16 protein-coding genes are annotated in these 13,122 nt (G+C 60.9%); 6 read left to right on the top strand and 10 right to left on the bottom strand.

The features are described from left to right. Positions 1 to 11: 11 nt before the first annotated feature. The 7 genes from JHD62_RS05090 to aroQ form a co-directional block, all read right to left on the bottom strand. Positions 12 to 242 carry a hypothetical protein gene (locus tag JHD62_RS05090; RefSeq protein WP_199102025.1) on the bottom strand — a complete coding sequence of 77 codons (231 nt, stop codon included), beginning with the start codon at positions 240 to 242 and terminating at the stop codon, positions 12 to 14. Between the two features lie 187 nt (positions 243 to 429). Then, positions 430 to 975: a thiol peroxidase gene (locus tag JHD62_RS05085; protein ID WP_045845468.1), complete on the bottom strand. Its 546-nt coding sequence runs from the start codon at positions 973 to 975 to the stop codon at positions 430 to 432. Between the two features lie 123 nt (positions 976 to 1,098). Next, positions 1,099 to 2,265 (bottom strand): DUF3426 domain-containing protein, encoded by a 1,167-nt coding sequence (locus JHD62_RS05080; protein ID WP_199102024.1) that lies wholly within the window; start codon positions 2,263 to 2,265, stop codon positions 1,099 to 1,101. Further along, complete coding sequence (prmA, locus tag JHD62_RS05075; protein ID WP_045845470.1) at positions 2,262 to 3,158, bottom strand: 50S ribosomal protein L11 methyltransferase; 897 nt, start codon at positions 3,156 to 3,158, stop codon at positions 2,262 to 2,264. Before prmA ends, JHD62_RS05080 begins: the two co-directional genes overlap by 4 nt. Beyond that, positions 3,158 to 4,516, bottom strand: coding sequence for an acetyl-CoA carboxylase biotin carboxylase subunit (accC, locus tag JHD62_RS05070; protein ID WP_199102023.1), 1,359 nt, complete (start codon positions 4,514 to 4,516; stop codon positions 3,158 to 3,160). The genes prmA and accC overlap by 1 nt, the downstream gene beginning before the upstream one ends. Before the next feature lie 99 nt (positions 4,517 to 4,615). Next, on the bottom strand, positions 4,616 to 5,080 hold the full coding sequence (gene accB, locus JHD62_RS05065; protein ID WP_199102022.1) for an acetyl-CoA carboxylase biotin carboxyl carrier protein: 465 nt from the start codon (positions 5,078 to 5,080) through the stop codon (positions 4,616 to 4,618). Between the two features lie 34 nt (positions 5,081 to 5,114). After that, positions 5,115 to 5,564, bottom strand: coding sequence for a type II 3-dehydroquinate dehydratase (gene aroQ, locus JHD62_RS05060; protein ID WP_199102021.1), 450 nt, complete (start codon positions 5,562 to 5,564; stop codon positions 5,115 to 5,117). Positions 5,565 to 5,864: 300 nt separating this feature from the next. Here aroQ and queA point away from each other — a divergent pair, with 300 nt between their 5' ends. Genes queA through ubiB form a run of 6 tightly spaced genes read left to right on the top strand, consistent with a single transcriptional unit; the run spans position 5,865 to position 10,824 of the window. Continuing rightward, positions 5,865 to 6,896: a tRNA preQ1(34) S-adenosylmethionine ribosyltransferase-isomerase QueA gene (queA, locus tag JHD62_RS05055; protein WP_199102020.1), complete on the top strand. Its 1,032-nt coding sequence runs from the start codon at positions 5,865 to 5,867 to the stop codon at positions 6,894 to 6,896. 27 nt (positions 6,897 to 6,923) lie between these two features. Then, entirely contained in the window at positions 6,924 to 7,295 is a 372-nt protein-coding gene (locus JHD62_RS05050; RefSeq protein WP_045845475.1) for a gamma-butyrobetaine hydroxylase-like domain-containing protein, read from the top strand. 2 nt (positions 7,296 to 7,297) lie between these two features. Then, positions 7,298 to 8,032: a bifunctional demethylmenaquinone methyltransferase/2-methoxy-6-polyprenyl-1,4-benzoquinol methylase UbiE gene (ubiE, locus tag JHD62_RS05045; protein WP_045845476.1), complete on the top strand. Its 735-nt coding sequence runs from the start codon at positions 7,298 to 7,300 to the stop codon at positions 8,030 to 8,032. A gap of 11 nt (positions 8,033 to 8,043) precedes the next feature. After that, positions 8,044 to 8,673 carry a LysE family translocator gene (locus JHD62_RS05040; protein ID WP_199102019.1) on the top strand — a complete coding sequence of 210 codons (630 nt, stop codon included), beginning with the start codon at positions 8,044 to 8,046 and terminating at the stop codon, positions 8,671 to 8,673. Positions 8,674 to 8,699: 26 nt separating this feature from the next. Next, positions 8,700 to 9,278 carry an SCP2 domain-containing protein gene (locus JHD62_RS05035; protein WP_199102018.1) on the top strand — a complete coding sequence of 193 codons (579 nt, stop codon included), beginning with the start codon at positions 8,700 to 8,702 and terminating at the stop codon, positions 9,276 to 9,278. Between the two features lie 19 nt (positions 9,279 to 9,297). Then, positions 9,298 to 10,824 (top strand): ubiquinone biosynthesis regulatory protein kinase UbiB, encoded by a 1,527-nt coding sequence (ubiB, locus tag JHD62_RS05030; protein WP_199102017.1) that lies wholly within the window; start codon positions 9,298 to 9,300, stop codon positions 10,822 to 10,824. A 74-nt stretch (positions 10,825 to 10,898) separates the two neighbouring features. Here ubiB and JHD62_RS05025 read toward each other — a convergent pair whose 3' ends face one another. The 3 genes from JHD62_RS05025 to JHD62_RS05015 are packed head-to-tail and all read right to left on the bottom strand — an operon-like array spanning position 10,899 to position 13,091. After that, positions 10,899 to 11,579 (bottom strand): CoA transferase subunit B, encoded by a 681-nt coding sequence (locus JHD62_RS05025; RefSeq protein ID WP_199102016.1) that lies wholly within the window; start codon positions 11,577 to 11,579, stop codon positions 10,899 to 10,901. Positions 11,580 to 11,581: 2 nt separating this feature from the next. After that, on the bottom strand, positions 11,582 to 12,295 hold the full coding sequence (locus JHD62_RS05020) for a CoA transferase subunit A (RefSeq protein ID WP_045845717.1): 714 nt from the start codon (positions 12,293 to 12,295) through the stop codon (positions 11,582 to 11,584). 19 nt (positions 12,296 to 12,314) lie between these two features. Next, positions 12,315 to 13,091, bottom strand: coding sequence for a 3-hydroxybutyrate dehydrogenase (locus tag JHD62_RS05015; RefSeq protein WP_199102015.1), 777 nt, complete (start codon positions 13,089 to 13,091; stop codon positions 12,315 to 12,317). Positions 13,092 to 13,122 lie beyond the last annotated feature (31 nt).

The following is a 13,122-nucleotide window of genomic DNA, read 5'->3' as shown; positions in this document are numbered from 1 at the left end:
TACCCGGCGGCTTAGTGGGTACGCTGGTTTTCACGCAGGCTTTGGGCATCCCAGTAGGCATTGATTTTCTGGATGCGCTGCTGTTCGGCAGCCGGCAGCTTGTCAAATTGCGCCTTGATGGCTTGCTGTTCGGCTTGCCAGGCAGCCACGCTGTCCGGGGCCGGCGGGTTGTTGTTGGTGTCGTGGGCAAATGCTGCGCTGCTGGCAATCAGGCTAATCAGGGCGATGGCTGCGGTTTTCATACTGTGCTCCTTGCTAAGTGCGTTATCTGCTGTGTCTTACAGCTTGAGTACAGTATATTGACCATTTATTTTTCAATAAATACGATTTTATTTAACCATTTATTTACTATTGGTGTTTAATTACTGGAAACTTACGGGCCGGCAGTTTGTCACTGCGGCCCGTAATAGCAGGGTGCTGCAGTCTGCTTTACCGGGGAGTGGCGGAGCCCGGCTCCGGTTCTGCTGCCAGCAGGGCTGCAATGGCATGCTGGTTGAAACGGTCGGTGGTGTGGTGCAGGCGTTCGGCGTAGTGGATCAGGTTATCGCCATCGGCTATCAAAATGGCTGGTGCCGTGTAGCCGCTCAAGGGATAGCCCATCGCCAGTACGCCGTACTGCTTGTGGAAGTCGCGCCCGCGCAGGGTGGATAGCAGGCTCACGCCGGGCAGGCCATGCGCCTGACGGCAGCGCAGCAGCGAGGAGGGCGAATCCACCGTGATGACGATAATGGCCAGTTCCGGCCAGCTTTCCAGAAAGCGCCGGGTGTCCTGCAGTAGCGCCAGTCCGGCGTGCTCGTCTTCGTCGACCGATAGCAGGGTGATGATGGCCTTGGGCTGACCGGCAAAGTTCTCCAGCGCCAGGTCGCGTTTCTGGTCATCCACCAGCATGAAGCTGGGCAGAAACTGTCCTGCCTGCGGGAAGTCTCCGGCGACAGGAATGTCTTCGTCACCGTATTGCAGAATGAAATCGCTCATGCTTGTCTCCTTGTCCGTATCCTCATGGTGGACAGCATGGCGGCAAAAACAAGGTCGATTACTGGTTTTGTTGACCAATGACGTAAAAAAAGCGGCCGGGGCCGCTTTTTGCTGTGCGCTGAATCAGGGATAGAACCAGTACAGGCTGTAACCCATGGCGCGTACCTTGCCGATGTCCAGCCGCATGGTGATCTTCACCTCACTGTTGGCATTGAAGCGTTGCAGCTTGAGGTCATCCGCCTTCAGGTATTCCTTTGGTGCAAACACCTTGCGGATCAGCACCTGGTCGTCCGCATCCTTCAGCGACACTTCCAGCATCGGGTAATTCTGGGCAAACGCCGCGTGGTTCTTCAGCGTGGCGGACAGCTGGACCAGATTGGGATGCTCCGGCACGAAAGCCAGTTCCGACCATTCGGTGCGGATCTGCGCAATGTCGCTGGGCCAGGGCACCTTGCAACCGGCCAGCGAGCAGAATGCTTCCAGCGCCGGGCGGGCTTCCGGAACTTCAGCTGCAATCCGGGTGCGGTTGAAATATACCAGTTGGCCGGCCAGCAGCAGGGTGGCGACGGTCGCCAGCAAGACCATCAACACGGTCAGCAGCGGATTGCGGGCCTTGCCGACTGCGGCTTCATCAGCATGTTCGCTGTCGTGGGCTGCATTGGCGTCCTGATGCGGCAGTTCCATGCCGGCGCTGGCCGGTACTTCGGGCTCGGTGCTGTCCGGCGTGGCGGCAGGGGGGATGTTTTCCTCGTTGCCTCGGCGTGATTTGCCAAAGACATCGGGCAAGCCCTTGTCCTCTTCGGCATCTACCGGGCTTGCAGCGTAGGCAGTAGTGGCAGCGGGAGCGCGTCGGGTGTTGAGGGCTTCGGCCAGTGCGCGCTGGAATTCTTCCGCCTCGCTGCGCTGTTGCTCGGTGTCGGCCGCAGCCATGTCGCCTTCTTGCGCGATGTCCAGATTGAAGTCATCGCTGACCGGTGTTTCGGCGGCAGTCTGTGGGTCGAAGTCGGGCAATTCCAGCTCGAAATCGTCCATCGGGTCGTGCGCCTGCGGCGCTGACGGCGGTGGCACCAGTGGGCTGGGTGCTGCAGGAGACGGGGCGGGTGCCGGGCTTGGCACCTCCGGCTGGGTCAGAACCGGCGGGGTCGCCGGTTCGGTACTGACAAAATGCTCGGTAGCGTTGAATACATGCGCACAGCGCCCACAGCGAACCAGGCCTTTGGCGGCGGCTAGCTGCGTATCGTTAACCTTGAAACGGGTCTGGCAACTCGGGCACTGTGTGGTGTAGCTCATACGCTTGGGCGTCGGGTTCCTGTCAGTCGGGTCCAGCCTTCATCGAACACCGGAGTGTCCATGGTGAACCACTGCGCATAAATCGCAGACAGTTCGTCGGCTTGCTCGGCAAGAATGCCGGAAAGCACGATTTTACCACCGGTTTTCACATGACTGGCCAGCAGCTGACCCAGCATGCGCAGCGGATTGGCCAGAATATTGGCCAGCACTACGTCGTACTGGGCTGCCGGATTGGCATCCGGCAGGCAGAAGGTGGCGGTCACATTGTTCTGGTCCGCATTGTCGCGGCTGGAGCGCACGGCCTGGGCGTCAATGTCCACACCCACGGCACTGCCTGCACCCAGCTTGAGTGCGGCAATGGCCAGGATGCCGGAGCCACAGCCATAGTCGAGCACGCTTTCACCGCCGGCAACATGTGCATCCAGCCACTGCAGGCACAGCCGCGTGGTGGGATGACTGCCAGTGCCGAAGGCGAGGCCCGGGTCCAGTTGCAGGTTCACTGCATCCGGTGCCGGCGCGTCGTGCCAGGTGGGGGTGATCCACAAGCGGTCCGAGATGCGGATGGGCTCGAACTGGGACTGGGTCAGGCGTACCCAGTCCTGTTCTTCCACGCGCTCGGTCTTATAAACCGGCATGCCCAGCTTGCAGGCATTGCAGGCAGCGGCAATCAGCAGGGCCACGTCCGCATCTTCCGCAAACAGGGTGATGATGCGGCTGTGGTTCCACAGCTTGTCCACCGGCATGCCGGGTTCGCCAAAGATGGGCTGCTCCTGGTCGGTACCGGCCAGGGCGTCTTCAATGGCGGTCGACAGCGCACCCGCATCCATCAGCGCATCGGCCAGGCGTTCGGCCACCGCCGAATCGGTGTCGATGGTGGCTTGCAGCCAGGCCATTATGCGTCTCCCTTTTTCATTTGCGACAGGCGCTCTTCCAGATAGTGGATGCTGGTGCTGCCACGCTGGAAGGCGGCATCCATGAACAATTCCTGGTGCAGCGGGATATTGGTCTTGATACCGGAGATGGAGATTTCCGACAGGGCAACGCGCATGCGGGCCATGGCCTGATCGCGGGTGTCACCGTAGGAAATCAGCTTGCCCACCATGGAGTCGTAATGCGACGGCACGGTGTAGCCCTGATAGATGTGCGAGTCGATACGGATGCCAGGGCCACCAGCCGGGTGATAGCTTTCGATCTTGCCGGGCGACGGTACGAAGGTAAAGGGGTCTTCGGCGTTGATACGGCATTCCATGGCATGGCCGCGCAGCACGATGTCGCTTTGCTTGTAGCGCAGCTTTTCGCCGGCAGCAATGCGGATCTGCTCCTGCACGATGTCCACACCGGTGATCATTTCCGTCACCGGGTGCTCCACCTGAACGCGGGTGTTCATTTCGATGAAGTAGAACTCGCCGTTTTCGAACAGGAATTCAAAAGTACCGGCGCCACGGTAGCCAATGCGGCTGCACGCTTCGGCGCAGGCGGTGCCAATGCGCTGGCGCTGCTCGTCGGTAATGCCCGGAGCCGGTGCTTCTTCAATGATTTTCTGGTGACGACGCTGCATGGAGCAGTCCCGCTCGCCCAGATAGATGGCATTGCCGTATTCGTCGGCCAGGATCTGGATTTCGATATGGCGCGGCTGCTGCAGGTATTTCTCCATGTAGACAGTCGGGTTGCCGAATGCGGCACCGGCTTCGGTACGGGTCATTTGTACCGAGTTGATCAGTGCGCCTTCGGTATGCACCACGCGCATGCCGCGACCACCGCCACCACCGGCGGCCTTGATGATTACCGGGAAACCGATTTTCTTGGCAATCTTGACGATCTCGGCCGGATCATCCGGCAGGGCGCCTTCGGAACCCGGCACGCAGGGTACGCCAGCGGCAATCATGGCGTCCTTGGCGGATACCTTGTCGCCCATCAGGCGGATGGTTTCCGGGCGCGGGCCGATGAAGACGAAGCCGGATTGTTCCACGCGTTCGGCAAAGTCGGCGTTTTCCGACAAAAAGCCATAACCCGGGTGGATGGCCTGGGCGTCGGTCACTTCGGCAGCGGCAATCAGCGCCGGTACGTTCAGGTAGCTTTTGGTCGACGGAGCAGGGCCGATGCAGACCGATTCATCGGCCAGCTTGACGTATTTGGCTTCACGGTCGGCTTCGGAATGCACGACCACGGTCTTGATACCCATTTCGCGGCAGGCGCGCTGGATGCGCAGGGCGATTTCGCCGCGGTTTGCAATCAGGATTTTTTCAAACATGGTATGGACGTCCGTTGGGTGGCGCGTCAAACAACAGGGGCACTGACGCGGTGTCGTGCCCCTGTCATCTCTGGCGTCTATTTAGCGAGGCAGAGAGAATTACTCGATGATGAACAGCGGCTCGCCGTATTCAACCGGCTGGCCGTCTTCGGCCAGTACGGCCTTCACCACGCCGGAACGGTCGGCTTCGATTTCGTTCATCAGCTTCATGGCTTCGATGATGCACAGGGTGTCACCGGCATTCACGCTCTGGCCCACTTCCACGAAGGCCTTGGAGCCCGGGCTGGCGGAGCGGTAGAAGGTGCCTACCATCGGAGACTTCAGTGCATTGGCATTGTTGGCGGCAGCCGGGGCTTCGGCAGCGGCGGCCGGTGCGGCAGCAGCCGGAGCGGCCACTTGCTGTTGCATCGGCATTTGCATCATCGGCTGGGCGTAGGCAATTTGCTGTGCATTGGCCGATACGCGGGTGATGCGGACTTTTTCTTCCCCTTCGGTCACTTCGAGTTCGGCAATGCCGGATTCTTCGACGAGATCGATCAGTTTCTTCAGTTTACGCAGATCCATGGTAATCCTTCGGATGGGATGTACTTTTTTATGTTCAGGCTTGCGCGGACAGACGCCGGATGGCGTGCGCAAGTGCCAGTTCATAGCCCTGGGCGCCCAGGCCGCAAATCACGCCGACTGCCAGATCCGAAAAATACGAATGATGACGGAAGGGTTCGCGGGCATGGACGTTGGACAGGTGAACTTCTATGAATGGCACCTTCACCCCGGAAATGGCGTCACGCAGGGCAACGCTGGTGTGGGTGAAGGCCGCTGGATTGATGATGATGAACGACGTTCCGTCTGTCATGCAGGCATGAACGCGGTCAATCAAGAGGTGTTCGGCGTTGCTTTGCAGCGCCTCAAGCTCGAAACCGGCGGCATTTGCCTGCTCGGTCAGCCGCTGGTTGATGGAGGCTAGCGTGTCCCGGCCATAGTGCTGTGGTTCCCGTGTTCCAAGCAGATTGAGATTGGGGCCGTGCAGCACAAGGATTTTTCCGGTCAAAGCTTTGCTCCTGAGTTCAACATGGGCGCGAGTTTGCCGCAAATGGCGACACGATGTCTAGCTTTTCCAGTATTTCAAACGGTTGTTTTATGTGTGAAACTAACTGCCGGTTTCCCCGGAAAGCCCGCCATTTCGAGCGAAAGCACTACAGTGAACCGCATTTTAAACGGTGGCAAATTTTTTACAGTTTCTTGCCACATACCCTTGATCAAGCTCAAATTCCACCCCGGGCCGAACAAGTCCGTGCCGGGGCAGGCGGTCGCAGGTATAATTTGCCGGTTTTGATTCGAGCTTCACACCATGCTGCTGTCTGATTTTGATTACCACCTGCCTGATCACCTGATTGCCCAGCACCCGCCTGCGGTGCGTGGTGCCAGCCGTTTGCTGCACGTTGCCGGCCATAACCTCAGCGACGGCCAGTTCGCCGATTTTGCCAGCCTGCTTGCGCCGGGCGACGTGATGGTGTTCAACGACACCCGCGTCATCAAGGCGCGACTGTTCGGCGAAAAGGCCAGTGGCGGCAAGATTGAAGCACTGATCGAGCGGGTACTGGACGAACACACCGCACTGGCGCATGTCCGTTCTTCCAAATCGCCCAAGCCCGGCACCCGGCTGATTTTTGCCGAACGCTGGGAAGCCGAAATGCTGGGTCGCGAAGGCGAGCTGTTCAAGCTGCGCTTTCTGGCCGAGGACAATCTGTTCGACATTCTGGACGCCTCCGGCAAGCTGCCGCTGCCTCCCTATATAGAGAGAACGGCAGAGGGCGAGGACGACGAGCGCTACCAGACCGTGTATGCGCGGGAAAAAGGCGCAGTAGCGGCACCGACTGCCGGCCTGCACTTTACCGAAGAAATGCTGGCCGCCCTGCAAGCCAAAGGCGTGGAACTGGCCTATGTCACCCTGCATGTGGGCGCGGGCACTTTCCAGCCGGTGCGGGTGGAAAACATTGCCGACCACAAGATGCACAGCGAAATCTACGATGTGCCGCAACGCACTTACGATCTGATCCAGGCCGCCCATGCCCGTGGCAGCAAGGTGCTGGCTGTTGGCACCACCAGCATGCGCGCGCTGGAATCCGCCGCCCGTAGTGGTGAGCTGGTGGCTGGCCGTGGCGAAACCGACATCTTCATCACCCCCGGTTACCGCTTCCGCGTGGTGGACCGGCTGCTCACCAATTTCCACCTGCCCAAATCCACCCTGCTGATGCTGGTGTCGGCCTTTGCCGGTTATGCGGAAATGCGTGCGGCCTACGCCCATGCAGTGCAGCAGGAATACCGCTTCTTCAGCTATGGCGACGCCATGCTGCTGGAGCGCAAGGACGAACAGGGCTGAACCCCTTACCCCACAGATGAGGCAGACATGGCAGGATTGACTCCCGATAGCCCGCAAGTGCAGGAAATCACCTTGCATGCAGTGTCCCGCACGCTGGAAATCAGTTACGAGGATGGTGCCCGTTTCCAGCTGCCGGCCGAATATTTGCGCGTGTACTCGCCATCAGCCGAAGTGCGCGGACACGGCGCGGGGCAGGAAGTATTGCAAACCGGCAAGCGCCATGTCGGCATCACCGCGCTGGAGCCGGTTGGTCATTACGCGCTGAAGATCACCTTTGATGACGGCCACGACAGCGGCCTCTATAGCTGGTCTTACCTTTACGAGCTGGGCACGCAGCAGACCGCGTACTGGCAGGATTATTTGAATCGCCTCGCCGCCGCTGGCGCGAGCAGGGAGTGAATATGGATCAAGAAACGCATTTTGGCTTCAAGACGGTGGCCGAGAGTGAAAAGGCCGGCAAGGTAGCCGAGGTTTTCCACTCTGTCGCCAAGAAGTACGACGTGATGAACGACCTGATGTCCGGTGGCCTGCATCGCGTGTGGAAGCATTTCACCCTCACCACCTCCGGCGTGAAGCCCGGTGACAAGGTGCTGGACATCGCCGGTGGCACCGGCGACCTGGCGCGCGGCTGGAGCAAGCGCGTGGGCAAGAAGGGTGAAGTATGGCTGACCGACATCAACAGCTCCATGCTGACCGTGGGTCGTGACCGCCTGCTGGATGAAGGCCTGATTCTGCCGGTATCACTGGCCGACGCCGAAAAACTGCCGTTCCCGGACAATTATTTCGACGCCGTGTCGGTGGCCTTTGGCCTGCGCAACATGACGCACAAGGACGCAGCACTGAAAGAAATGTGCCGTGTGCTCAAGCCGGGTGGCAAGCTGATGGTGCTGGAATTTTCCAAAGTGTGGAAACCGCTGTCGCCCTTCTATGACTTCTATTCCTTCAAGGCGCTGCCGGTGATGGGCAAGATGGTGGCCGGCGATGCCGACAGCTACCAGTACCTGGCCGAATCCATCCGCATGCATCCGGATCAGGAAACCCTGAAGGCCATGATGCTGGAAGCCGGTTTCGGCAAGGTGGATTACCACAACATGACCGGCGGCGTGGTGGCGCTGCACAAGGGCTACAAACTGTAAGGACACGCGCCATGGACGGCATCACCAATCTGTGGGCCTTCATGGCGGCAGGCTTGTTGCTTAACCTGACGCCCGGCCCGGACACCTTCTACATTCTGGGCCGCAGTACGGCACAGGGCAGCAAGGTGGGGCTGTTGTCGGCGCTGGGCATAGGCCTTGGCAGTCTGGGCCACACCCTGCTGGCGGCTTTTGGCCTGTCGGCGCTGCTGGCGACATCTGCCATGGCCTTTCTGTCGGTGAAGCTGCTGGGAGCGGGCTATTTGCTCTACCTGGGCGTCAAGATGCTGCGCAAGCCCGGCAACAGCGTGGCTGGCGATGCTGGCGCGCTGGAAGCTGCGCGTCCGGGCAAGATTCTGCGTGAGGCCTTCTTCACCAATCTGTTCAACCCCAAGGTGGCGCTGTTTTTCCTCGCCTTTCTGCCGCAGTTCGTCAAGCCGGGTGCCACCGCGCTGTCTTTTGTCATTCTGGGGCTGACCTTTGTCGCCACCGGTTTTGCCTGGTGTGCGGCGCTGGCCTTGTTGTCGGCGCGGCTGGGTGACTGGCTGCGCCACAAGGGCGTGGCGCAGCGGCTGGACCAACTGTGTGGCGGCCTGTTCATCCTGCTGGGTATCAATCTCTTGTTTGCCCGCTTGAAGCACTGAGCCAGCATTCTTCCGGAGAAGACGCGATGCGCATTCAGATTGCAGTATTCAATCATCTGCTCAACCAGCAGCCCGCCGTGCGTGCCGAACTGGCAGCGCATGCCGGGCGGCGACTGGGCGTGGTGCTGGCACCGATGACGGTGCGCGGGGTAGTGACCGAAGAAGGCTGGCTGGCCGCCTGCGAGGGCGAGCCGGAAGCCACCATCCGCCTGAGTCATGCTGCGGCGCTGGCTGCTGCCAGCGGGCGCGACCCGGCGCTGAACGAGGTTACGCTGGAGGGCGATGCCGAACTGGCCGCCGCTGTGGGCCGCTTGCTGGCCCGCCTGCGCTGGGATGCCGGTGAGGATTTGTCCCGGCTGGTGGGCGATGTCGCCGCCAATCGCCTGCAGCGTGTGGCGCGTGCCTCGCTGGGCTTCAAGGGTGAGATTGCCTGGCGTTTGCTGGAAAACTGGGTAGAACATTTGCGGGAAGAAGCCCCCATGCTGGCCAGCCGTCAGGCAGTAGGCGGCTTTGTGGCCGCAGTGGATGGCCTGCGTGACGATGTGGCGCGCAGCGAAAAACGACTGGCGCGGCTGGAAGCGGCGCTGGCGCAAACCAAGGAATAAGGGCAAGCCCGTTCTCATTATGCGGATTTCGCGTTTTTTCAAGATTGTTTCCACGCTGTACCGGTATGGCCTGGATGATTTCTTCCAGGGCCATTCCCGGCTGGGCTTTGTCCACAGTTTGCTGAAACTGTGCCCGGTGCCGCGCGATATCAGTGCACCGCTGCCTGAGCGGGTCAGGCTGGCGCTGGAGAGCCTGGGGCCGATTTTCGTCAAGTTCGGCCAGGTGCTGTCCACCCGGCGCGACTTGTTGCCGCCGGACTATGCCGACGCGCTGGCCCATTTGCAGGACCGTGTCGCTCCGTTTGACGGCGCACTGGCACGGCAGGTGATCGAACAGAGCTTTGGCCAGCCAGTAGAGAATCTGTATGTGGATTTTGACATCACCCCGGTGGCCAGTGCCTCGGTGGCACAGGTACACAAGGCCTGGCTGAAACAGCCGGATGGCAGCCGTGGCCGCGAAGTGGCGGTAAAGGTATTGCGCCCCGGCATCCAGCCGGTGATCGAGCAGGACCTGGCCTTGATGGCCACGCTGGCAGGCTGGGTGGAGCGCTTTTTCATCGACGGCAAGCGGCTGAAGCCGCGCGAGGTGGTGGCCGAGTTCGACAAATACCTGCACGACGAGCTGGACATGATGCACGAGGCTGCCAATGCCTCGCAGCTGCGTCGCAACTTCACCGGTTCGGACATGCTGATCGTGCCGGAGGTGTTTTACGACTACAGCAACCGGCAGGTGCTGACGCTGGAATGGATGCACGGCACGCCGGTGGGGCAGATAGAGCGCCTGCGCGAGCAGGGCGTGGACCTGCGCAAGCTGTCGCGCTTCGGGGTGGAAATCTTCTTCACCCAGGTATTCCGTCACGGTTTTTTCCATGCCGACATGCATCCGGGCAATATCTTTGTGGCGGAAGATGGCCGCTATATCGCGCTGGATTTCGGGATTGTCGGCAGCCTCACCGACGAGGACAAGCATTATCTGGCGGTCAACTTCCTGGCCTTCTTCAACCGTGACTACCACCGCGTGGCCACCGCGCATATCGAATCGGGCTGGGTGCCGAAAGAAACACGCGCCGAAGAGCTGGAAGCAGCGGTGCGTACGGTGTGCGAACCCATCTTTGAAAAGCCGCTGTCGCAGATATCCTTTGGCCTGGTGCTGCTGCGCCTGTTTGAAACCAGCCGCCGCTTCAATGTGGAAATCCAGCCGCAGCTGGTATTGCTGCAGAAAACCCTGCTCAATATCGAGGGCCTCGGCCGTCAGCTGGACCCGGAGCTGGACTTGTGGGACACCGCCAAGCCCTTCCTCACCAAGTGGATGAACGAGCAGATCGGCTGGCGCGGCATGTTGCGCACGCTCAAGCAGGAGGCACCGCAATGGGCCACCACCCTGCCCACGCTGCCGCGCAAGCTGAACGAGGCCTTGTCGGCAGCCAAGAGCGATTTGCTGGTGGAGGGTTATATGCATTTGATGCGCGAACAGAAACGGCAGAACTTCCTGCTCAGCCTGATTGCCATCCTGCTGACCGCCTTGCTGGTCAAATCCTTGCTCTAGCCCTTGCGGGCCGGCAGTACAAAAAGCACGCTTCTGGCAGTCAGACGCGTGCTTTTTTCATTGCTGATCACAACTCAGCCGGCGATGGCGCTTTCCCTTGCTTGCAGAGCTGCCGGTACATGCAGCGGGGCGGCAGTGCGGGCGCGGATATCCGCCACGCTGACATCCGGTGCCAGCTCTTGCAGATGCAGGCCGTCTGCTTCCACCCGGATCACGCCCAGATCGGTGATGATCAGGCTGACCACCCCCACGCCGGTCAGGGGCAGGGTGCAGCGCTCCAGCAGCTTGGCTTCTTCGCTGCCGTCCTTTTTCTTGGCGGTATGCTCCATCAGCACCACCACCTTGCCGACGCCAGCCACCAGGTCCATCGCCCCGCCCATGCCCTTCACCATCTTGCCCGGTATCATCCAGTTGGCCAGGTCGCCATGCTGGCTGACCTGCATTGCGCCGAGGATGGCCAGATTGATCTTGCCGCCGCGGATCATGCCAAAGGAGTCGGCCGAGCTGAAAATGGCCGAGCCGGGCAGGGTGGTGATGGTTTGCTTGCCGGCGTTGATCAGGTCGGGGTCGACCTCGTCCTCGGCCGGAAACGGGCCAATGCCCAGCAGGCCGTTTTCCGATTGCAGCCACACTTCCATGCCGTCCGGCACATGGTTGGCCACCAGCGTGGGCAGGCCGATGCCCAGGTTCACATAAAAGCCATCCTGCAATTCCTGGGCTGCCCGTGCAGCCATTTGTTCGCGTGTCCAGGCCATGTTCATGCCTCCGTCAGGGCGGCGGCGCGTACGGTGCGCTGCTCGATGCGTTTTTCGGGATGGGCATTGAGCACCAGTCGCTGCACGAAAATGCCGGGGGTATGGATGGCGTCAGGGTCCAGCATGCCGTTTTCGACAATCTCTTCCACCTCGGCCACGGTGATGCGTCCGGCCATCGCCACATTCGGGTTGAAATTGCGCGCGGTGCGGCGGTAAACCAGGTTCCCGGCCCGGTCGGCCTTCCAGGCCTTGACCAGGGCAATGTCGGCAAACAGGGCTTGTTCCAGAATGTGCGGGTGGCCGTTGAATTCGCGCACCTCCTTGCCTTCGGCCACCAGCGTGCCGTAGCCGGTACGGGTGAAAAATGCCGGAATACCGCTGCCGCCGGCGCGCAGTTTTTCTGCCAGCGTGCCTTGCGGGGTGAATTCCAGTTCCAGTTCGCCGCTCAGGTACTGGCGTTCGAATTCCTTGTTTTCACCGACATAGGACGACACCATCTTGCGGATCTGCCGGGTTTGCAGCAGCAGGCCCAGGCCAAAGCCGTCCACCCCGGCATTATTGGAAATGGCGGTGAGATTGCGCACGCCGCTGTCGCGCAGTGCAGTGATCAGCGCTTCGGGAATGCCGCACAGGCCGAAGCCGCCCACGGCGATGGTCTGGCCGTCGGCCACAATGTCCGCCAGTGCGCTGGCGGCATCCGGGTAAAGCTTGTTCATCGTATTGTCCTTGCTTTGCTTATTGGGCAGTCCAGCCGCCATCCATGGCCCAGGCAGCACCACGCACCTCATCGCCAGCCGGGCTGCATAAGAACACCGCCAGTGCGCCCAGTTGCGCCGGGGTGACAAACTGGCCGGAGGGTTGTTTTTCGGCCAGCAAATCGTGCTGGGCCTGCTGCGGGCTGATGCCCTGTGCGCTGGCGCGGTCGGCAATCTGCTGTGCCACCAGCGGGGTGAGCACCCAGCCCGGACAAATGGCATTGCAGGTGACCGGGCTGTGGGCAGTTTCCAGTGCCACGGTCTTGGTGAGGCCCAGCACGCCATGCTTGGCTGCGACATAGGCGGACTTGCCGCTGGAAGCCACCAGCCCGTGGGTGGAGGCGATATTGATGATGCGGCCCCAGCCGCGCTGGCGCATCAGCGGCAGCAGCAGGCGGCTGGTGTGGAATACCGCGCTCAGGTTGATGGCCAGCACCTTGTCCCACTGGGCGGGCGGAAAGGCTTCGATGGGGGCTACATGCTGGATGCCTGCATTGTTCACCAGCACGTCCACGCCGCCGGTTTCGTGCGCGGCAAAGGCGCACAGCGCGTCAATCTGGGCCGGGTCGGACAAATCGGCCGGATGATGCCAGGCCTGCACGCCATGGCTGCGGATCAAAGCCAGAGCAGCTTCGATGTCGCCAAACCCGTTGAGCACGATATCGGCCCCCGCTTCGGCCAGTGCCAGGGCAATGCCCAGACCGATGCCGCTGGTGGAGCCGGTAACCAGCGCAGTTTTGCCTGCCAGTGTTGTCATGTTGATGGTCCTGTCTGGCCCTGCGCAGCGC

Source organism: Aquitalea sp. ASV11 (assembly GCF_016429185.1).
GTDB lineage: Bacteria > Pseudomonadota > Gammaproteobacteria > Burkholderiales > Chromobacteriaceae > Aquitalea > Aquitalea pelogenes.
This window is presented reverse-complemented; position numbering and strand designations above follow the sequence as displayed.